This is a genomic window from Viscerimonas tarda (assembly GCF_054601255.1).
Window position 1 is genome coordinate 64952 of sequence record NZ_BAAHWV010000008.1, and the last position, 23483, is coordinate 88434.

Genomic DNA, 23483 nt, shown 5'->3' on the forward strand with positions numbered 1-23483 from the left:
TCTGATTATTTTGTTTGTAAACAAAAGTTTATTACCTTTGTAATACCAAATAATAATTACGAGATATGGAAAACAAAGAAATTAAAATGTTATTGCTCCATAAGAGAATGGAAGCAAAAGGAAAGATTGAAAAATTCAACTATTTAACAGAAAACACAAGATTATCATTTAAAAACGAAATCGACAAACTGTTAGATTTGATTAATGAAATCGACAAAGCGCTAGAAAAATTGGATTAATAATCAGCCCCCGAAAGGGGGCACAAACTAACTATTTATGAAACTATCCGAAAAATTAAAAAACAGCATACCTCAATTGACAGGTGATTTTGAAACATTTAAAAAGACTGTTGACGAGTTGATGCTCAGCGTAAATTCAGAAAAAGAAAAAGATTTAATAGCCGAATTTGTTGCAGATGCTATTAATGCCGATGCAGAACAGCTAATTGTGGATACTAAAATTTTGTTGCTGAAATTGCAATTGAATGAATATCAGGAGATAATTCCCTATTCTTATATAGCAAAAAAATACTTCCAAAAGTCGAAATCATGGCTATCGCAAAGGGTTAATGGGTACGATGTGAATAGGAAAAAAACAAAATTCACGCCGGAAGAATTGGACATATTTATTTTTTCCTTGAAAGATATAGGTAATGTATTTGGCTCAATCACATTGAAGTGATTATTATTTGGTACTCGCCCTCGTATTGAGTCATACGGGGGCTTTTTTAAAAACATCTAAAACTTAGCATTATGGACAAATACGAAAGATGGGGACTAATCACCGTAATTATTTGCGTGATAATATTATTATTGTTTTTATAATTTAATTTCGTCTTTTTATAACCACATCCGGTCATCTATTTTTGTTGATGGTTAGTGGTAAACTGGTTTGTTAACCACTAACCGTTTACCATTAACCACTTTTTTTATGGCCGATTTTTCCACCAATGCCACCGCCAACGTCTATGTGAACAACGAGCAGGCCAAGAACCGCCTGAACGAACTGACTGCTCAAGCCGAAATGCTTCGTAAAAAACTCGATAGCGCTCGCCTCTCCGGCGACGTGAAAGGCGCTATTGATACGCAAAAAGAACTCAAGAAAGTAGAAAAGGAAGCCAACAATGTGGTGAAGGCTTACTTTGATGTGGACAAGGTGATGCAGAACTTGTCCAAATCAGGCATGAATGATCTTAAAAAAGCCTTGTCTCAGCTTCAGAAAGAAATCAATTCCGGAAAGATTGCCCGCGGATCCAAGGAGTGGGACGAACATATCCATAAAATTAAGGATCTCAAGCATGAAATTGAGAACATTGATCAATCCATGCGTATTATTCCTACCCGAATGGAACGCTGGGCTAACGGGTTTAATCGTTACGCCGCATCGTTTGTTACTATCGGATCGGCTTTTTATGCTATTCAATCGCGATTTCATCAGTCTATTGAGGACTTTGCCAAAATGGACGATACCTATTCGGATGTGATGAAAACCACGCAGATGACACACGAACAAGTACGCGAGCTGAACAAAGATTTTGCAGAAATGGATACCCGAACTTCCCGGGAGCAACTCAATCTTTTGGCACGTGATGCAGGACGTTTGGGCTTGAATGCTAAAAAGGACGTGCTTGAATTTGTCGAAGCCGGCAATATGATAAATGTAGCCTTGGGAGAAGACCTTGGCGATGGCGCCATTAAGAATATAGGTAAAATAGTAGATGTTTACAAGAAATCGACCAAAGAGCTTCAGGATTCGGGGCTGAAAGAAAATATGTTGGCCGTTGGTTCTGCCATCAACTCGATAGGACAATCATCTACGGCATCCGAAGCCTATCTGGTGGAGTTCGCCGGACGAATGGGCGGACTGTCGTCTCAATTCAATATCAGCCTGCAGAATATTTTGGGTTATGCTTCGGCGCTTGATCAGGCGATGGAAAAGCCGGAAATGGCCGCTACGGCATTCGGAAAATTGATGACTAAAATAATGTCGGACCAAAAAACCTTTGCCGGCATTGTGGGTATGGATGTGAAAGAGTTTAGAAAACTGGTAGACACCGACATGAATAGCGCCATCCTGAAAGTGATTAGCTCGCTCAATTCGCTGGAAGGATACAAGCAAATGCTGCCTATTCTTGATGAAGTTGGGTTGGATGCTTCGCGTGCTGCGGAAGTGATTTCACAATTGGCCAACAGCGTCGATAAGGTAGTTGTGGCGCAAGATATTTCCAATACATCCTTCGCTCAAGGAACATCTATTATCGACGAATACAACGTCAAGAACAACAATGCACAGGCAACGCTTGACAAGCGCAAGAAAGCGGTTTTGGATACCTCCATTTTACTGGGCGAAAAACTGATGCCGGTACTATCGGGCGTTTATGGCGTATCGGGTTCTATGCTTCGCCTGTTGCCGGGTATAATTGATGCAGTTATCAAGCATCAAAAGGCAATTATGTTTTTGGCCATAGCGGGTGGCGTATATGTCGCCGGCATGAAATTGCAGGCCTTGTGGAACACACGCCTGGCAGCAGCCCTATCATTAACGAATATTCAGCTCAAGCTGAAAAATGCCTGGTTAATTGCCAGTGAGGCTTCCATGTTATTATACAATGCGACAATATCGCTATTCACCGGACGATTGAAAGACGCCAGGCACTCAATGATTGCATTTAATGCAACACTTAAAACGAATCCCTTATCTTTATTTCTGGTCGTCTTGACAGCTGTTGCCGCAGGCATCTATTTATTGGCGCAACGTACCGAGAAAGTTACTGCCCTGATGCACGCACAAGCCAATATTCAACGAAAAGTAAGCGATCAATATGCCGTTCAGGAAGACAAAATAAATACCTTGGTCAAGTCTATTAACAACGAAAATATGGCCTTGTCCACACGCCAGCAAAAATTAAACGAACTCAAGGAAATAATTCCCGGGTACCATGCCGAGCTGACAACGGAAGGAAAATTGATTAACAACAACACAACGGCCATCAATGATTACCTTGTCGCCTTGGAAAAACAAATCTACCTGAAGGCTATTCAGGAAGAAAAAGAAGAATTGATTCGTAAAAAAAGACTACAGGAACAACAGGTTAATAAATTGTCTTCCGAATCTTTATCGGCATCAAACCGAACTGCTGGAAATACGGCCTACTATGGGGGAGTTGCAGTTTCTAATGTGAACAAGAAAATTGCTGATGCTATTGCTGAAGATGCCCGAAAAGCCGGAGAAGAATTAAAAGCTACTAATGATGCCCTGAATGAATTAGACAACGAATACCAAAAATTGGAAGTTGAATTATCGAAATTAACTCCGGCAACAGTTGCCGAAAATGTTGTCGTTTCCGGCGCCGGCGTTCCCCCAAATGGGGACGACAAAACCGACCCTCACAAAAAAGAATTAGACGCCTTGGCCAAGTACCTGAATGACCAAAAAACAATGCTTATCAAGGACAGACAGGCCGGTATCCTGTCGCAGGACGAATATAACCGGCAATTGGAATATTTGGAAAATGAACATTTGATTCAACTGGTTGAAATATATGGCTTGGAAAATGAAAAAGGCCGTGAAGCTCAGGACAAGCTATTCCAGTACCGCGCAAAAATAGCCAAGGACTTGGCCAAGGAAACTAAAATAACAGTCGATGACCTGAGCGAAATTAACAAACAGTCGCAATCAGACATCGTTTCCAAGGCCGAAGAAAGCATGAATACGCTGTCCTCAATACTGACAGCGGAAGCGATTAATGAAGCATCCCTCCAGCAGTCGTTAACGGAAGTTCATCAAAAGGAATGGGCCAAGCGCATCGAGGCTACACAGTTCGCCTTAGATTCCATGCAGGAACTAATGGGCGGGCTATCATCTTACATCCAGGCCGAAAACGCCGCCGAAACGGCAGCCGTCAATCGCAAATACGACGAGCAAATTAAAGCCGCCGGCAAAAATCAGCGAAAGATTCAAAAACTGGAAGATGCCCGGGATAAGGAATTGAAAGAAGTTAAGCGCAAAAATGAAGATAGCTCTTTCCGTTTGCAAATCGCTCAGGCGCTTGCTTCCACCGCTCAGGCTGCGCTCAATGCCTATTCTTCTACGGCGGCAATTCCTGTTATTGGGCCTGCTGCTGCTCCCATTGCTGCAGCCGTTTACCACTGCCGCTTTAGCAACAAGATTGCCGCTTTTAGCGTCAGGTGCATCCTGTGCCTGAACATTGGAAATATTCAATGCGGATAATGCTAACAGTATGTAATAATAGGAGCTCTTCATATTTTTGTTTTTATTGGGATATAGGGTTTTTGTAAACCATCTTTTGCTAACTAATCAAAATATTTTCGTAATAACCTGAGTTCCGTTTAAGAAAAGCGCTAAAAAATTTGGTAAGTAAGAAATAATTTTGTATATTTATAGCTGATAACCAATAAATTAAACAAATTTATGAGCTTACTTACCAACGACAAAATTACGGAATTAAGCGAAGCGTATCATGAATACCATAAAATAAAAATAATGCATGAATAAATTTTCTGTGCAGCAGACGAGTTTTGTAAAGAATATTCACAAGTTATTAAAGAAAATCGCACTTTATCCATCACAGACGGTAAAAAACACCGCAATCGCAAGCACGAAATCTCCGACAGCGAGATAATCACTATTCTCATTCTATACCATTTTGGCACGTTCAAAAATTTCAAACATTACTATTTCCATTACATCAAAGTACACCTGCGCAAAGAATTTCCCAAACAACTCTCATACAATCGTTTTGTTGCCATCGAATGTACGGTTTTTGTGCCAGTGATGCTGTTCCTGAACATGGTTTGTTTCGGAAAATGCACAGGCATAACTTTCGTGGACAGTACCAAAATCAGCGTCTGCCATAACAAACGTATCTATAATCACAAGGTTTTTGAGGATGTAGCACAACGTGGAAAAAGCACAATGGGCTGGTTTTATGGCTTTAAGCTGCATTTTGTCTGCAACGACAAGGGAGAAATAATCAGCTTCTTCTTCTCGCCAGGGAATACGGACGACCGCAGTATGGAAGTCTTTAATGTGTTGAAAAAGAAACTCTTCGGAAAACTCTATGGAGACAAGGGATATATTTCTGCATCGCTTTTTGAGACACTTTTTGACGATGGAATTTACCTCGTTACAGGCATTAAAAGGAATATGAAAAATCGGCTGATCTCCCTCTACGACCGTATTATGTTGAGAAAACGCTCTATAATTGAGACCATTAACGATGAACTGAAAAATATCTGCGACATCGAACATTCCCGTCATCGCAGTATTCAAAACTTCTTCATGAACCTCATTGCAGCCTTGGGAGCCTGTTGCTTTTTCGACAAAAAGCCTGCCATTGAGGTAGATATAGAGCTTTCAAACCAGCTGGAGCTGTTCTGCTAATCATCCTGCTCCGAATTTTATATCAAAAACTTTGTCCAATTTGCATTGGACTAAAGTTCTTGTTCCACAAATCAGAAGCGAAAAATGAGCGTTGCTTAAACGGAACTCGGGTTAATATATAATTAGCAATCCCTTTTTATTTTATTATATAGCCTATCATCAGATTTATACGGATTAAAAAATATTCTGTATTCTCCGTGTACTCTGTGCCCTAATTCGACTTATGAGACAACCCTCTACTTGGTTGTTTGCGGTTATTCAATTAATTTTGCAGCATGATTACAACAGAAGAAATATTCCCTCTCGTCAACGAGGAGGGCGATGTAACGGGACAGGCTACGCGAAGTCGTTGCCACAATGGGTCGATGTTGCTGCATCCGGTGGTGCATCTGCACGTGTTCAATGCGGCAGGGGAACTGTATTTGCAGAGGCGCTCTTCGCAGAAGGATATTTTCCCCAATTTGTGGGATTCGGCAGTTGGCGGGCATGTCAATCCGGCAGAAACGCCCGAAGCGGCAGTTATGCGCGAAGCCCGCGAGGAACTGGGCTTAACGGGATTTGAGCCGGTTTTTATCCAAAAGCACGTTGTAGAAACGGCCTTTGAGCGGGAACTGACTTATAGTTTTCGGACAACCACCAAGCAAATACCTCAGCCCGATGGGGTCGAAGTGTCGGACGGACGGTTTTGGACACTGGAGGAAATCCGGTCGAAACTTCATCAGGGCGTGTTCACCCCCAATTTTGAAATTGATTTTGAACTCCTAGCCCCCCCACCCCCCGTAGGGGGGATTTAGGCGCCTCCCCTACGGGGAGGTTGGAGGGGCTGCATCCCCCTACGGGGGATTTAGGGGGCTATATGGTAAACCCCAAACGTCTCACCCTTAGCCGAGATAGTCAACACATTTTCGCTCCAATTGGCCGTGGTTTTTTGCGGCACAATGTTCTGTGGTTTTGCCAGTGTGTTCACTTCGTCCGTACCGGTTGATTGAAGAACCAGGCAATCGCCTACCGACAATTTCAGTTTCTTATTCAAACCTGCAAAGCTTATCTTGATTTCTTTCGCCGTTTTTTCGGTGTTCGCTACTTTTATAATGTAAGCCTTCGATTCCTTGTCATATACTGCCGAAGCATACAAGCCATTCTGACCCTTCAACGGCTCTTTATTCCAGGTGAGCGATACCACATTGCTACCTGCATTGTGTCCATACAACTGCTGAACATAGTAGTTGGGCGTTTTCACCAGCGACAGATTATCGAACCAAATCATATCGGGGCGCCATTGCCAGGCATCTACGTGCGCAAACAGCGGAGCATAAGTACACATGTGTACTATATCGGCGTTGCGCTCCAAGCCGGTCATAAATGCGGCTTCGTACAGGGCGGCATGAAAGCTGTTCGCCCGGTCGGGTTGATGACAGGCATACTCACCGGCAAATACGGCAGGGCCCTTGCGGTCGTAGTTATCGTAACGTCCGGCGCTTTTCAGGAACCAGGCCGGATCTTTGTAGTAGTGTTCGTCAACCAAATCCACTTTCAGTTTTTTCATTTCGGGCCACAGGTAATCGAAATCTTTTCCATCGGCAGAAGGTCCCGAGCTGCCCACGATGCGTATTTCGGGGTATTTCGCGCGAATGGCTTTTACAAAAACCGCCAGCCTGTCAACATATTCCTGTCCCCATTGCTCATTTCCCACACCCAGGAGTTTGAGATTGAAAGGCGCCGGATGTCCCATATCGGCACGGAGTTTTCCCCATTTGGTTGTAACAGCGCCGTTGGCAAATTCAATCAGGTCTAAGGCATCTTGCACATACGCACCCAGTTCGGCCACAGGCACATGAGCCGCTTCGCCCTTGTTCTGGTACTGGCACGAAAGCCCGCAACTAACTACCGGAAGAGGTTCGGCGCCGATGTCTTCCGAGAGCAAAAAATATTCGTAGAAGCCAAGCCCGTAAGACTGGTAATAATCGGGGAAAAACCGGTGGGTGAAGGTGTAATGCCACCTGTTTTCGTTCACCGGACGGTTTTCGACCGCTCCTACACTCTTTTTCCAATTGTAGCGCGTATCCAAATCGGTTCCTTCCACAATACATCCTCCGGGAAAGCGGAACACGCCCGGATTAATATCGTACAAAGCCTGAGCCAAGTCTTTTCTCAAGCCATTCTCGCGACCTTTCCATGTGTCGGACGGGAAAAGCGAAACATGGTCGATGTAAATGCTTCCCTTCGATACAAAGAATATGCGGAGGCGGGCTTTTGCTTCGGTTCTTTTGGCGCTGAGCGTTATTTCATATTTTTTCCAATCGTCTGCTGTTATCTCCAAATCCTGCGAAACAATCACTTCATCGCTCGAATCTATCAGCTGAATGCGTATCTTCTGATTCTCGGACGAACCGGCTTTCTTCGCCCAAACCGAAAAACGGTAAGCCGCATCTTTCTTAATGCCCATTCCCCTGAAGCCTTCGTTTTCGATGCCGGTATGTTTGTGTGGATGAGGTGCGGCAGAGAGTTTAAGGTAGGTCGGATTCTTCTCGAATGGAGAGTTGTCTTTGCGCAGTTCAACATTGCCAAAGGTGTACCATCCCATCAAATTCTGAGGGAAGTCGAAAGACCTGTTTTTCACCAGCTCGGCATACAATCCGCCATCCGCAGCAAAATTAATGTCCTCAAAAAACAAGCCGTACATAGTCGGTTGAATGGGAGAACCCAACTTTTTTGCATCCAATGTCAATTCGTAACTCTCTTGGGAATAGCCCGAAAAATTTATTCCGGCTATAAGCCCTGAAATCAAGATTTTTTTTGTCAGTTTCATATTCTATTTGTTTAATACCCAGCCCCTCCAAACCTCCCCGCAGGGGAGGCTTTAAAAGTCCCCCTACGGGGGATTTAGGGGGCCTATTTCTTTATAATCGTTCCCGAATACCGTCCATCTTCCCAACTTACATTCAGTATATACACACCTGCTGCCAGTTTCGATACATCCATATTGAGATATTCTGCGGCTTGTTTTTCTTCATCCAGACACACGGAGCCATCGACCGATACAATCCGAATCTTAGCCGGTCCGTTGTAATCTCCGAGATGGATGTTGAGCTTGTCTTTCACCGGATTGGGATATATTTTCACCCTTTCACTTGTAGCTGACGAGATACCTGTCGCAGTTTTCACGGCAATAATGCCTTCCGCTATCCGGCTTTGATCCCATTCGAGACCTTCTCCGGGAAGCGGGCTGATTTGCGTAAACGAACCTGTGATAGTTCCGGTTACATTCAACAGCTTGAATTCCATGCCGGTCTGAAATGTTCCGGTTCCGAGCCTGGCTATTTCCAATGCTCCGGCTATGGATACATTCACCGCATTCACCACATCCGATTGAGCAGCCGCCGGATTGAGTTCTATCGCCAATATTGAACCGGCCTGCAACAACAGGTTTTTGCCTATATCTATTTTGCTGCACTTCGCATCCTGCAAATAAACGTAGCCGTTTGAGGCTACCGTAACTATGCCTGCAATGCTGCCCGTTCCTTCGAGTCTGGCGCCGCTTTTTACGGTTACATTGCCTGTTCCGGTGGCGCTTCCGGCTGTGTTGGCTACAATCAGGCTTCCGGCGTTTACTTCTGTTGTTCCGGTATAGGTATTATCGCCTGTCAGGGTAAGCGAACCGGCGCCTTCCTTTATCAGTCTGGAACTTGTGCCCGACAGTACACCTTTGAAAGACAAGCCCGAGGCATTGTTTCCGCCGACTTGCCATGTCGTACTATTCCCTGAAAGGTATGAACCGGCATCACCCGACAGGGCGCCAATCTTGATAGTTTTACCCGTTGACAGGTGATAAACGGACATGTATTGCCCAACATTTATAGTCGCTTTTCCGTAGCCATAATCGTTTCCTATGCGGAAATCGGCTCCGGCTGTTCGAGCGGTACTCAGGTTTATCTGGCCTTCAAATGCCGACCAGTTGCCGTTCAAATCGAAGCGGACATAAGGTATTGCCAGATTCAGCGTACCCGAACCGGTCAGTTTTCCCGACATTTTCCAGCGGCTTGAGCCTTCCAGCCGGGCGGTTTTGCCTTCGGGCAGCACCATATTGAAGGGCGAATCGAAAGTATTGGCCGTTTCGTTGATGTCCAGCAAGCGGAGGGTTCCGCCTTCCATGGTTACCGTGGCATTACCCAGCCCGTAACGGTTACCGGCAATTGAGCCCAGGAAAATGGTTCCCTGTTTCAATGTTACCGATCTGAATGTATTATTTCCCTGCAAATTAATTAAGCCGGCGCCCGTCTTCACAAAATCGGCAGTTGACCCGTTGATATTTCCCGAGGCCATCAAACTGGCGCTGGATGCACTTAAATCTATCGTGGCGATTCCGCTCATCGTTATGCTGCGGCTCGATGCGCTGATTCCCGACAAGCGCAATGTAGCGCCCGAAATCTCCAGCGAAGAGCCTGCACCCAACGAAGAAGCATCGCCTGCATTGCCCACGCTAACCGCTTCGAGTGTTCCGCCCGATACGATTGTGGCGCCCGAATAAGTATTGTTTGTAGTGTTTATCTTCAACGTACCTGCGCCTTCTTTTTTCAACGTTCCGGCGCCGCTGATACCGCCTGCGCCCGAAAGCGTATAAGTTGCATTGGTTGTGAAAATTGTAGCGGCGGCGGGCATCGACTCGGTCAGCACAACTGTTTTATTGCTTGCCTCGTCGTTGAATGTAACCTCGTCTTCCGGCACAAAGAATACATCATCCGTCCCGGCTTTGAAGTTGAACGAAGAGAAGTCCCAGGCCGAACTTGCTGCGCCCGACCAGGTTACGGCAGTAGCTGCACGCGTGGCTTTTACCTCCAATGTTACTTTATTGTCCGCTATAAGCAGTTCGTAAGGCGTATTCACCAAGCCTTTTACCGCGAAGTTGGCAATGCTTGCATTGGTCGCTCCGGTAAATTCGATTAAGGTATATATTCCAGCTTCGGGTTTTTCGGTAGAGAATGTAATTTCGAGGGTATTATTGTTGCCCGTTACATTAAAATCGCCGTTGATTGTAATTTTGTCATTTATCTTTGCCGAGCTTGGCACAATGTCGAATGCAAAACAATTGCGTCCCTTTCCGTTCATATCTCCTTGAATAAGAACGGTTCCCAGTTTCGCCGCCTCGCAACCGTTCCCCGGCTCAATGCGTCCGCCCATGTAGTTCAATCCTTCATTCAGTTCAATGCCGCCATTCAAGGATGCATTACCGGCAATAATGCCTCTGGCTTCTACCACTACTTTAGCTGTCAATGAGCCGTTTAGGATTACTTTCCCCTCCGAAATACGTGTGTTGCCTGTGTAAGTGTGGTCGCCATTCAGGGTAAACGTTCCCTGTTGCGATTTTATCAAATCCATGCTTCCGGTCAGAATGCCTGTACCTGTAAATTCGTAATCTTTTCCTTTGGGGTTTATCATCCATATCCGCGAGGGAGAAATATTTTCGTTGATAGCAACCGATGTGGCGGGATTCCTCAGGTCAAACATCAGGCTTTTATCGTTGGCGTAGGCTGCTGTGAGCACATTGCCGGTCGTAAAATATTCGTCGGCTTTCTGCACGGGGGCAACCGGCGGAGCGGGCATGTCGTAGGCCAGATAGTAATCGGGATAAGGCGATTGATAATACCCCCTTGTGGTAGTCTGCATCCGGTAGCCCGGATTTTGCATCAGGCAGTAAAGCCGTTTGTCGGTTACAGCCCAATTGCTTATTACGCAGAAGCCTGTCGTATCGCGGCGCATAAGTACCAGTTCCTCGCGCCAATCGCCGAGCAGGTCGCCAAAAAATGCAGGGCGTCCGCCATATTCAGCCTTGGCATAGTATGCCGATTTTTCGTTGTAGAGGTTGGGCGTTTCCCGCACAAAGCCTTTTGTTGAGGAGTTCCATTTATTGATGGCTACATTAAATCCTTCCTTTCCGATTGGCGAAAGTTCTTCGCGGAGCAAATCGCCGTCCCACCAAATGCCTTCTGCCGGATGCAATGTTGCCCCATCAACCAGCAGATTGCCTTTGCTATCGTAATAGCCGTTCATGGTCGAAAACATTTCCAGACCGCGCGATGTGTTGTCCATATCTATGCATTCGCCGCGTCCTACATCGCCCACAGCCCCTTGATACCAGCGTTTTATCATCTCACCGGTAGCGGCATCGTACAAGGCCATTCCCAGCGTACTCAAATTATCTTGCTGAATGGCGAAAGTCTCCAATCCCGGGCGGTCGGGGTCGATGTCGGTTGTCCGGTGGCGGTCGCCGTGTCCCAAATCGGTATTAAACAAGGGGGCGCCATCGTGGTCGAGGACAAAGCCTCCTTCAATCATTTCGTCGAAGCCATCGCCGTCCACATCGGCTATCCGAATCTGGTGAAAGCGCGCATACTTCTCGGCTTCGTCCACCCAGTTCCAGCGTTCGACCAGTTTCCCCTCCTTAAAATCCCAGGCCGTAACGGCATGATTAAACGATTTATCGCTGTTGCGGTTGGCCTGTTCAAAAACCAGACTGGGATGTATGCCATCCAGATAGGCAATACCAAAATTCCCGAAGAGTTGCTTGTAGCCCCAGTCTCCGTACAGATTGGGCTTATTGAGGAAAGCCTTGTTCGCCATCTCTATGCGGTCGATCTCCACACCCGTTTCGCCATTGATGATGGACAGAAAATGAGGAGCCGGTTTGTTTAAGGGGCGGTAATCGGTTACTTGCCCGTTCGTCCCCTTGATGACTGTTCCGTCTGCAAAAGTGGCGCCTTCGCTGGTTTTCATCAGCACTTCGGCCTTGCCGTCGCCATCCATATCGTAAGCCACCACCATGTCGCTCATTCCGGCGCATATTTTTACGTTGGGGCCTGCACACACGCGCCATTTGAACGCGCCGGCAGAACTGTATGCCTCCACGTATGCAGGGGCAAAATTAATATCGTTCACTTCCTCTTCGCTTTCGTCCGAAGCGCCGTAGTTTTGCCTGTCCATCACAAAATCGTATTTGCCGTCGCCATCCAAATCGGCTGGCCAGCAGAATTTCATGGCATACTTAAACGCAACGCCCGGAATGGGTTCCAAGTTAAAATCCTGAACTATCCGGTGATTCGGCGCATTGACCGGCAGATTCCACGAACCTTCCTCCGCTCCTTCAATGCCATTTATAACCGGCTTGACAAAAATGCGCGAAGCCGAACCCGTGAGCCCCGAAACAGTACTCAACAAGTTGGTAGAATTAGTTACCGGACTGGCATTCAGCTTTACAGGAGTAGCCACTCCAAGCTGCCGATAGACGTTAAACGCTATATTATCGGGGTCGGTGGCAAAAAGACGCCACGAAATAAACAGCTGGTTGCCGCCCTTATTGATAGCAACCACACCCCTGTCCAAATGCTCCATTTGGCGTTGAGCATAAGCAGATTGCATTGAAAACAATACAAGAAAAAGCAGTAGCAATTTTTTCATGGCATCTATGGTATTAAATTCAGAAAACAAATGTACAAATAACACTTTATTTCAGCAATATATTATTATACAAATATATGGAAAATTGTACGGTTTCAAAATCTAATTTTTAAACACATTGTAGGGGCGTATCGAATACGCCCGACACACGATATTTAAAACCAATACAATGATGAAACATTTGCCGGTTTTTCCGGTGCGTGTGTAGGGGCGGGTTTAAAACCCGCCCCTACGGGGACTTCTGCAATGTATGGCACAAACCCCATGCATTTATTACCTCATTTTTCCTAATTTGATTAAACAAAACAACCTCAGTAGCAACGTGTTACAACAAATAACACAACCTCATTACCTCATTATTCGCGTGTGTTATATTAATAAATGATGATAATTGTTTTATACATACCGACCATCACCTGCAATAGAAATAATAATAAAAAAACGGGCAACGCAAAATGCGTTGCCCGTTTTTTTATTATCCGTCCAAAAGCCTCCAAAAACTTTTACCTTTTCTTTTCTCCTTTTGGAGAAAGTACCCGCAGGGGGATAGAGGCAGGGGAGGTTGGAGGGGCTGTTATTTAACCACTTTAGAAGCTTTTACGCTGCCGTCGGTATAAATAGTTTTTACTATAACAAATCCTTTGGCCTCTGCCGATACTGCTTTACCTGTCAGGTCGTAGTATTCGGTGGAGAGAACGGATTTTGCGTATTCGGCAGATGTAATGCCAACACCTTCACTTGCATACACCAGATATAAACCATCGGCTTCAACAACAACTGCATAATGCACATCGTCTCCACCCGGCAAGTTGATTGTTGCAGGTGTTCCGGTTATGGTTCCTGTAACGCCAATCAGTTTTATGGTTATGTCTGAAGCTGGAGTTGTATCAATAGTTACATTCAATGTTCCACCGCTAATGTTTAAATTTCCGGTTACTTCAACAGCATCCGATGCATCAGCCTTAATATTTGTTGTGCTGGCTGAGCCAAGTGTCAGGTCGCTGCCAAAGCTCAGGTAGCTATCGGTAGCGGTTAATGTACCGTTAACGGTAGTAGCTCCGGCAATAGAACCGGCTCCTTTTAGCGTACCGGCAGCAGCAACTGTTACAGGAACAGTAGCGCCAGCTAAAGAACCATCCACAACAACTGTTCCGGCATCTACATTTACTGCTCCGGCAACATAATTTGTACTTGCTCCCAAAAGAGTTAACGAACCTGTTCCCGTCTTAGTCAATGTTATAGTTGGAACATTCTCCCAATTATCTGCCGGGAAATTTTCAAATACACCGGCAAAAGTTGTGTTTGTATTCAATCCGCCAATAGTGTAATTTATATCCCTGATACGAGGTCCTTTCACAATAGAACCAGAAGTTCCCGACAAAGCGCCTACTGTTATTGTAGAAGATGGGTTTGCCGGATTTGCCGGATATACCAATACCACATTATCACCCAGATTCAAGGTATTGTTTGTAAAATTATTTGTCGAACCAAACCATGCTTCGCTCACGTTTGTCGTAACATTTATCGAACCGCTTGCAAATGTATTGTTTAGAATAGGTAGTCCTGAAAAAGCGCCCGCGCCTGTTGCTGATCCGGCTGTAAGCAATTGGTAATTCAATTCGCTTAGCGCTGTTATAGCCGACGAATAAGTAACAACTGATGTCGGAATCAATGTTACCGAACTGCTTCCGGTTCCTGAAATAGCTTTGCTGAATGCAGCGCCCGTATTTAGATTCAAAGTAGTTCCACCTGCTACCGCATATTTTGTAGCCGCTGCATCCCTTTTCACAGTCAACGTTCCGGCTGTTAATTCAACACCGCCTGCCAGTTCGTTTATAATATCCAATGTAGCCGATGCACCTACAATAAACTTGCCTGTTCCAGTCAGTTTGCCTGTCCCGCTAAAAGAATAACTGCCGCCGCTAACCGTTATATTTTGAGCAGCTAAATTCAAACCGCCGGTTAGCGAAACAGTCTGATTGGCGCCTGTTGCATCAAAAATAATTGAATTTCCATTTTGATAAGCTATTGAAGGGTCGCCACCTATGCTAAAGTTTGCATCTACTTCATTCCATAATGCATTTGCTGCCCCTGTCCAACCATAATTGCCGGATGCTACAGCTGTCCCCTTAAAGATTACATCAATAGAGGCCCCTGCGGCAACTGTTACCGATTCGCTTCCAGTTGCTGCTGCATCGTATGCATAATAAACACCACCATCAATAAACGATACTTTATCGGTATCCAGCAAAGTATAAGTAGAACCGAGTTCTTGATCTTTTGCCATTCTAGCCGTTTTAACCGGGCTGCCACCAACACCGTCCAAGTAATTTATGGTAACATCGGCTGTACCGGCAGATTCTTCATAATGGTATATCTGGAAGTTATCAACTCTCGGTTTCCACGAATTGGCATCGCCACTAGTACGATTAAAACGTAGAAAAAAAGTTTTTAACAATCCGGCAGAGGTGTTATGAAAATCGAGTCCTCTATTTTCGTATGTTGCTGTACCATTCGTAATTTTGATAGTATCAATTTTGTGCGTCGTAAAATTCAATACGGCATGGACGTTCACCCATGTACTTCTTACAAAACTGCCACCAGTAGGAGCTACTCTTATAGCTGCATTACCCGGATCGGTATCAATATTAACCGTATTATCCAAATTTAGCAAATGAAGCGCATTTCCTGTTGCTCCTTGTTGCGAATTAACGCTAAGTCCCAAAATAAGGTTATCATTAGCATCTTGAAATCTGAAATATCCACCGGAACCAGCATTAGATGCTGGTGTTCCTAACCACCAGTCAAAATCTAAACTGAGAGTACCTTCAGTAGAAAGAGTTAATGTCCCCAAATCTTTACTCCCTGTTCGAGCGCCGCTTCCATTACCATATGTTTGAAGACCATTCCCTGAAGTACCACCAGTGGTTTCTATGGTAGTCTGAGCTTGAAACTGACCTGTAATACCCCAAGGCGCTAGTGCATCTTCAAAGTCTTCATTAATATCATACACCCGTACCAGGTCTGCTGCGCTTACCGATACAACGCCAACAGCGAGTAATAATAACGTAAATAATTTTTTCATGTTGTTTTAGTTTAATTGTTTGTAAATAAGCCCCTCCCGACCTCCCCGAAAGGGGAGGCGTCAAAGTCCCCCTACGGGGGATTCAGGGGGCTGTTTTTTATTTTACCACTTTCGTATTCAGTTCCGAACCGTCTTCGTAAATGGTTTTTACTATTACGAAGCCTTTTGCGCTTTCGCTCGCTGCTTTGCCGGTCAGGTCGTAGTATTCGATTGCTTTGATGGCTTTGCCGTCAGTTGTTTCGCTGCCGATACCATTTCCGGTATCAAGGAACTTCACATTCACGGTTTCGGTAAAAATGCGTCCGCGGAAGTTCATGGCCAGTGTAAACGGAATGTTTATATTTTTTTCATAATCGGCGCTGTTCAATACCAACTGTTTGGTTGTAGCCAAGGCTGTTTCGCCTGTTGACCAAGTATATGAAATGGCATCAAACACAGGGTCGAGGGTATAAGTAGCATCCGAAGCTTCGAGGTTTTTCACAGGGAAAATCTTTTCGAGGTCGGAGCCAAAATAGAACCCCGTACCTGTCGGCTGGTTGTAGGCCACGTTCTGATACACAATGCTCAAACGGTAAACCGGGTCTTCGAGGAAAGTATGGAAGCGGTAAGTGGTGGCTATGGGCGTCAGGTAAATCCGGATAGACTTGTTATTGGAAGCCCTCAAAATCACCTCTTCGCGCCAGTCGCCCACTATATCGGCCTGCAAACACGGATTGGACTTGGTACTGTTGTTGGACGCTACGCTGGTAGGGTCGAGCAAAACCGTAGAGCCGCCGCCGCTGTAATTGTATTTGGTAACCCGTGTTCCGTCCTGCAATTCGCGGAGCAAATCGCCATCCCACCAGCAAGCCATATTGGATGAGGTACCGCTTGTAGTTCCGACGCTGAGGCCTGTAGCCGACGACATAACGCCACCTGCGCTACCTCCCCAAAATTCCATACCACGGCTATTCGGGTTTACATCGGTACCCATACATCTGCCTACATCGGTATCAGGACTTTTGAACTGGTAAATAATTTGGCCGGTTGCCGCATCCCTCAATGTAACGCCATTTCCACCGCTTTCGTGGCAGGCAAATACTTCCAGGCCGGGGCGGTCGATGATGTAATCGCCAATGTGCATCGCGTCGCCATGTCCCAGCCGGGTGTTGTACAAGGGGGTTCCATCGTTGTTAACGGCCATTGAACCGTATATAATTTCGTCCTTGCCATCGCCGTTTACATCGGCCACCCTCAGGTTGTGGTTCCCTTGTCCGGCATAAGCCGATAAGCCGGGCTTGCCCGACGATGTATCAAATTTCCAACGCTTGGTGAGGTTTGTTCCGTCAAAATCGTAAGCCACCAAAACCGAACGGGTATAGTATCCGCGACACATCACCACGCTGGGATGCACGCCATCCAAGTAGGCAACACAAGCCAGAAAGCGGTCGCAACGATTCCCGTAACTATCGCCCCAACGGCTATTGATATTAGTCCCTGTCGGATTCAGAACAGGCGTTTCGTTTCCATTGCTGGGCACCGATGCGCTATAACGTGGCGGATCGTATTCGGTAGTAACCACTTCCTCGCCGGTTTCCCCATTGAAAACCGTCAGAAATTCAGGGCCTTGCAGAATATAACCGCTACTGTTCCGGTAATTGGCATTGGCATTGTAATTGGTCGTAAAACCATATTTTGCCTTGTAGGTGGGGAAGTAAGCTTCACCCACATTCGTGCCTTTCGAGTCTTTCGTGCCTTCGGCTGTTTTGCATACCACTTCGGCTTTTCCATCTCCGTCGAGGTCGTACACCATAAATTGCGTGTAGTGCGCTCCCTCGCGGATATTAACGCCCAGGTTTATTTCCCACATAAAAGTTCCGTCCAGCTTGTAGGCCTGCAACACCGGTGCATCGGTAATTCCGCTATTTGCATTATCCTGACTGGCTCCCACACGATGTACAACGATTTCCATCTCGCCATCGCCATCCAAATCGGCTGCCGAAGCATCGTTCACCGAATACTGCCAAGTACCGCCTGCGCCATCAACGCCGGTTGCTCCGGTATCGCCGGTTACGGCTTTCATCGGTATTTCGATGTAGGGAGCAGTTGTGCTTATGCTTGCGGTAGCTTTCAGGGTGTATTCGGCTACATAACCGGCGCTTTCTACACCGGCTCCGTCAACCGTTTTCAGGTAATATTTGGTTTCTTCCAGTCCATTGTCCATGTAGCGGTACCAGGTTGCTGTTTCAACAGGCGTGGCATTGACTTTGGTTGGCATAGATGAAGAAGTGGCAGGTTGCTTGTAGATGTTGAACTTGGTAGCAATATCGTCCGAAGACAAGTACCGCCACGAAACAAAAACATAGTTTACGCTGCTCACCTTCTGACGGTAAGCAACCAGTCCCCTGCCCAGATTTTCTTTCTGCCGGGCATCCGATTGCGCACCGGACACCAGTTGCTGTCCGGTAAGCGCAGAAATCAGAATTACATAAAACAATAATACAGTTTTTTTCATTTCTTGTGTCGTTAAGTATTATTCGTTGTAGAACGGTAAATACCACTTATCTTCCGAGCCGAAATCGGGTACCGCAGTTCCCGCCTTTTGATATTTGCCACTCAGAATTTTGTTCAGGAAGTCGGACCCGTTAGCATATATAATGCCATCGTCCAGGGTAGTCAGCGCGCCTTCGGCTTGATAACGACGGGCAAAGCGAATCAAGTCCGTCCATCTGTGGCCTTCAAAGCCCAGCTCCAAGGCTGCTTCGCGTATTATCATTTTTTCGACAAGCGCCATTGAGTCTTGCTTGGAAATACCTGCCGGCAAAGTTACATTCGGCAAGTTGGCGCGTCCTCTGACGCCGCCATTATTTCGCCAGGGAGACCTCAAATAAGGCTGATTGATTTCCCGTCCGTCAAAATCGTAAGGTTCGGGATAATTCTGCATGGGTCCCCAGGCGCTTTGACGGATAGAATCGCCACGGCACACATTTCCCGCTGCATTTCGCCAAACGAAAGCGCTGCAATTGGGGCCGAAACCATCATTAATTATCGCCCATGCCAGGCGAGGCCATCCTGCACGGTTTGCAGCTTCGGCATAACGCAAGTGAAGCAATGCCGAACGGTAGAGATACCATTTTCCCGACACTTCAAAGGGCTTGTTCAGCGCGTCGTAAGTGAGCGAATATTTTGAAACCAGGTAGTCGCCCGAAGGAGTTTCTTCGATACCGCCAGTCAGACCGCGTGCATCAAATGGCGTTCCATTCTTTTGATTTTCGCTTCCCCACAATTCTTCTACGGCATAAGTCGAAGGTTTCAGGTAATACTTGCCCTGTCCCTGATTGGAGAACATTTCTACAAATGGATATTGAGGCGCATACCTGTAATCGTACGACATTTCCCAAATCATTTCGTCCCTGACGCCTGCATTGTCTGCCGATCCGCTGAACATTCCTTTCCATGCATTGTAAGCCAACGAAGCATCGTCCGGTTTGTAACGGTCGGTCAATACTTGGAAGTAATCTACTGTGCCGCCGCTCCATACATAAATGTAGAGCCGGTTTGTGCGTTGTTGCAAGCGAGCGGTAGCCGGTTCGTCTTCGCCTACCCGCAATACATCGCGGTAAATCTTCGCCGCTTTTTCGTAATAGCCTGCGCCTTTGAACAAATACAAGTCGCCCAACAAACATTTTTTGTTGATAAAGAACGGCAGAAGGCTGTATCCGTCAACCGAACCGGTTATCAGTTTAGAAGTGCGGTAAGGTTCCAAGGTTGGAAGGCCTTCCATAAAGCGAATCAATTCATCGGTCAGTTGACTAAGCGTCAACACATTGTCTTGGTATTTAGCCAAATCTTTAATATCCACAACCGGTTCGGTGATATAAGGCACGCTACCGAATTGCACGCCCAATTGGTAATAAACCCAGCAGCGAATAGCGCCTACGTCCGAATAACGTTCGTTATACTCTTCTCTTGTCAGTTTATTTTCCGCCAGCATTTTATTGTAGTTATACAAAATATCGTTGCAATTTTGAATAACATTGTAAAACTTGGTAACGTTACTCCATTGATTATCCTTACCCGGATTGTTCAAATTGATTTGTTGCAAATCGAGTGAAGCATTGTCCGTAACATCGAGCAAGTCGCCCCTCAGTTCGTTCAAAACAACAACGGGCGCAGCCAGTTCCATCACCTTGCCATACAAGCCCAGTATGGCGGCATCGGCATCATTTGCCGTCGAATAATAGTCATCGTAATCTACCGCTTCGTCAATATCGGCGTCTATACAAGAGGCAAATAGCAAACAAGATGATAGGGTTAATGATAAAAATATTTTCAAAGTTTTCATTCTATATTCTTTTTTAAATCTTACATTTCTTTTTTTCTTAACTTCTCAACTTATTGTCTTACAACTCAAGTTTGAATCCGACAGACAAGGTTTTAGGATGAGGTATAAAACCGCCATCTATCCCGTAGTACAAGGGACTTTGACCTAGCTGAAATTCGGGATCCAAGCCTTTGTATTTTGTCAAGGTCAACAAGTTTTCGCCTGTCATAAAGAATGTACAACTTCTCAGTACGTTGTAGTTTATCGGCAATTTGTAGGCCAGCGTTACCGCTTTCAGTTTCAGGTACGAACCGTCTTCGATCCAACGGTCGGAGAAGCGCGAATTACCCATTGGGTCGCCCAGTACGGCACGAGGAACATCGGTAACGTCGCCTTCCACTTTCCAGCGGTTTCTGACAGCCTGCGTCTGATTATCCATGTTGGTCATGCTTTCGAGCTGCGCCCGGGTGTAATTATATACATCGTTTCCTACCGAATAGGTCATAAATACATCCAGGTTCCATCTGTCGTATGTAAAGTTGCTGGAGATTGAACCGTAAACGTCCGGATTCGGATCGCCGATTACTACCCTGTCATCTTCATTAATCAGGTTATCTACACCCGGGTTCTGATTTACGAAACGTACATCACCGGCTGCAAACGGCGCCCGTACAAGTCCTTGCATAATACCCAATCCATCGGTAGCCGCTTCGCCTTGTGTGGCATATACGCCATTGGTTTTGTAACCATAGAATACGCCCAGCGGATTGCCTTTTTTGGTGAGTATTTGAGCGCCACAAACAGATGTGATGTATTCATTGTCTTTCAGGCCGGTAACTTCATTTGTGTATTTCGACACGGTAAGACCCAGATTCCATTTCAAGGGCCCGTCAAGAATGCGTGTGTTCAATGAGAAATCGACACCGGTGTTTTCCATTGTTCCGTCATTGGTGATGTAGTAATCGAATCCCGATATGCGGGGAGCCGAAGACTGTGTTATCATATCCGAAACTTTGTTGTTATACCAGTCCACGCTCAGGTTCACGCGTTCGTTGAGGAAAGAAGCGTCAAGACCCACATTGAAGCGGCTCGATTTTTCCGGTTTCAGGTCGAAGTAAGCCAGGTTACCGCGTGTTAACCCGTATGTTCCGAGAATATTTTGCGGCAGATAATATTGCTTGCCTGCATAGTTTCCGATGTCGTCGTTTCCGGTTATTCCGTAGCCAACCCGCAATTTCAACACGTCAAACAAATCCGAGCCTCTCAGGAATTCTTCGCCGGTAAGCAACCATGCTCCCGAAACAGAAGGATAAAGCAAGAATGTGCTCACATCCTTTCCATACCGGGAAGATGCATCAGCCGAAGCGGTCAAGTTCAGGAAATATTTGCTCTTCAACGAATAATCGACAGTAGCGAAGATTGACATCCAGTTCCAGTTGCTAACTTGCCCGCCAATCTGACGAAGCAACGGGTCGCCATAGTTCACCGATTTAAAGTTATTCGAGCTGGAGTTATAGCCCTTGCCCCAATCGTCTTCAGCCTGATTGTTTTGATAACGGGCGCCACCGCGAACGCTTAAATTGTGGATGTAATTGAACGATGCATCATAAGAAACCGAACCTTCGCCATAGAGCGAGAACAAACGGTCAACCCGGTGTTGCAACTTATTGCGTACCGCTCCCAATGCCAATGTATCGAATGCCACTCCCGTAACAGGATAAAATATTCTTTCGCGTTCCTTGTTAAAGTTTACACCCAACAGCGCATTTGCCTTCAACTGTTCGTTGAACACATATTCGCCGCCAAAGTTTCCGATAAAGCGGTATTGGTTATTTTGCCTGTCGGACATGTTGACCAGCGAGCTGGGGTTGGAACGTCCGAAAATATCAACTCCTTCAATCACCGGAGAGATGCGGCCTTCGGTGCTATAAATATTTGTAGCCATGAAAGGCGATTTTGTCAGCGCCGAAAGAACAGGATTTGTATTTACATACGGCCCTTGATCTACCATATCCCTGGTTCCATAAACGAAACTCATGTTGGCGGCCATTTTGAACTTGTTGCTCAATTTCACTTCCGAGTTGAAGCGTGTATTGAAGCGTTGATAATTGGTATTCTTCACCGTACCACCCTGGTCGAGGAACCCGATAGACAGTGCGTACAAAGCCACTTCATCACCCCCGAACACATTCATGTAATAGTTCTGGTTGAAGCTTGGATCGTACAATTCTTTCTGCCAGTTGGTATTGTGGTTGTACCTGTAATAATCCACGTTGCCTTCGTATCCCCACAGTTCTTTTACCGGACGCTCGCTGTTTATATAAGGCAAGCCTTGTATCTGCGATGTGGACAGGCCCGAAGATTGCAACAAATCGGAAAGCAGCAACTTATGATCGGTGGCGCCCAATACCGGAATGGTTGCAGGTTCAAAGCTTATTCCCGTATGCATGTGGAAATTAATCTTGGTTTCCATTTCTTTTGCCCGTATGGTTCTGATAAGGATAACGCCATTGGTCCCTTTAACACCGTACTGCGAAGTTCCGTCCTTCAGTACCGTAATACTTTCGATGTCTTTCATATCAATCGAGGCCAAGGGATTGGCAAAATAATTACCGACCAACGAAGCTGAATAAGCCGAATTTTCGTAGGGTATTCCATCGAGGATATACAGCGGTTGCGAACCGGCATGCATTGTATTGAAGCCTCGCAAGTAAATATTCGCTCCATCGCCGGGCGCTCCCGAACGGTAAACGACGTTCAAACCTGCTACTTTTCCCTGAAGGATGGCGTCAGCCGTAGCGCCGGTACTCAAAATCGCGTTTTCCTTGATAGGAGTCCATGCATTGGTTATTTTCAGCGGCGATATGTCGCCCGAAGGGGCTACGATGTTATCGAATGTACTTTTGAAGCCTTCTTCATAAAGTTCAATATCAATGGCGCTTCTATCTCTGGACGAAATATCTTTGCCGGTAAATCCGGGTCCTGAGACATGCAAAATAACGCTCGCTGTGGGCAACTTAATGGTATATTGCCCGTTATCGTCGGTCATAGCCGACGAAACTCCGGGAAGGGTGATGCTTATACCCGGCAAAGGCTGCTTGGTTGAAGCGCTCTTCACAGTTCCCGAAACAGTATAAGCAAAGTTTTCCCGTCCTTGTGCCCGTAATGAGGACAAACCTATTATACACGAAAGTAATAACAAGGAACAAGGAATTATATATTTTAATATTTTCATAGTGT

The 23483-nt window shown here is 45.9% G+C and carries 11 protein-coding genes; 5 read left to right on the forward strand and 6 right to left on the reverse strand.

Annotation, left to right across the window (positions count from 1 at the left end):
- The first annotated feature begins 65 nt into the window (after nt 1-65).
- The 5 genes from ACYPWY_RS05205 (at nt 66) to ACYPWY_RS05225 (ending at nt 6197) form a co-directional block, all read left to right on the forward strand.
- Entirely contained in the window at nt 66-239 is a 174-nt protein-coding gene (locus ACYPWY_RS05205) for a hypothetical protein (protein ID WP_459684373.1), read from the forward strand.
- 37 nt (nt 240-276) lie between these two features.
- Nucleotides 277-681, forward strand: coding sequence for a DUF5053 domain-containing protein (locus tag ACYPWY_RS05210; RefSeq protein WP_459684374.1), 405 nt, complete (start codon nt 277-279; stop codon nt 679-681).
- Between the two features lie 249 nt (nt 682-930).
- Entirely contained in the window at nt 931-4230 is a 3300-nt protein-coding gene (locus ACYPWY_RS05215; protein ID WP_459684375.1) for a phage tail tape measure protein, read from the forward strand.
- A gap of 285 nt (nt 4231-4515) precedes the next feature.
- On the forward strand, nt 4516-5403 hold the full coding sequence (locus ACYPWY_RS05220) for an IS982 family transposase (protein ID WP_459684404.1): 888 nt from the start codon (nt 4516-4518) through the stop codon (nt 5401-5403).
- Nucleotides 5404-5678: 275 nt separating this feature from the next.
- Nucleotides 5679-6197, forward strand: a complete 519-nt coding sequence (locus ACYPWY_RS05225) for an NUDIX hydrolase (protein ID WP_459684376.1) — start codon at nt 5679-5681, stop codon at nt 6195-6197.
- Between the two features lie 50 nt (nt 6198-6247).
- Here ACYPWY_RS05225 and ACYPWY_RS05230 read toward each other — a convergent pair whose 3' ends face one another.
- The 6 genes from ACYPWY_RS05230 to ACYPWY_RS05255 all read right to left on the reverse strand — a co-directional run bounded on the left by ACYPWY_RS05230 (nt 6248) and on the right by ACYPWY_RS05255 (nt 23478).
- A complete protein-coding gene (locus ACYPWY_RS05230; protein WP_459684377.1) occupies nt 6248-8212 on the reverse strand; it encodes an alpha-L-arabinofuranosidase C-terminal domain-containing protein in 1965 nt (654 codons plus the stop codon).
- Nucleotides 8213-8295: 83 nt separating this feature from the next.
- The gene (locus ACYPWY_RS05235; RefSeq protein ID WP_459684378.1) at nt 8296-12855 is read right to left on the reverse strand and encodes a rhamnogalacturonan lyase family protein; all 4560 of its coding nucleotides are present in this window, start codon (nt 12853-12855) and stop codon (nt 8296-8298) included.
- 574 nt (nt 12856-13429) lie between these two features.
- On the reverse strand, nt 13430-15940 hold the full coding sequence (locus ACYPWY_RS05240; RefSeq protein WP_459684379.1) for a beta strand repeat-containing protein: 2511 nt from the start codon (nt 15938-15940) through the stop codon (nt 13430-13432).
- Between the two features lie 97 nt (nt 15941-16037).
- The gene (locus ACYPWY_RS05245; RefSeq protein WP_459684380.1) at nt 16038-18434 is read right to left on the reverse strand and encodes a rhamnogalacturonan lyase; all 2397 of its coding nucleotides are present in this window, start codon (nt 18432-18434) and stop codon (nt 16038-16040) included.
- Nucleotides 18435-18452: 18 nt separating this feature from the next.
- Nucleotides 18453-20264, reverse strand: coding sequence for a RagB/SusD family nutrient uptake outer membrane protein (locus tag ACYPWY_RS05250; protein ID WP_459684381.1), 1812 nt, complete (start codon nt 20262-20264; stop codon nt 18453-18455).
- 58 nt (nt 20265-20322) lie between these two features.
- Complete coding sequence (locus tag ACYPWY_RS05255; protein ID WP_459684382.1) at nt 20323-23478, reverse strand: SusC/RagA family TonB-linked outer membrane protein; 3156 nt, start codon at nt 23476-23478, stop codon at nt 20323-20325.
- Between the last annotated feature and the right edge of the window lie 5 nt (nt 23479-23483).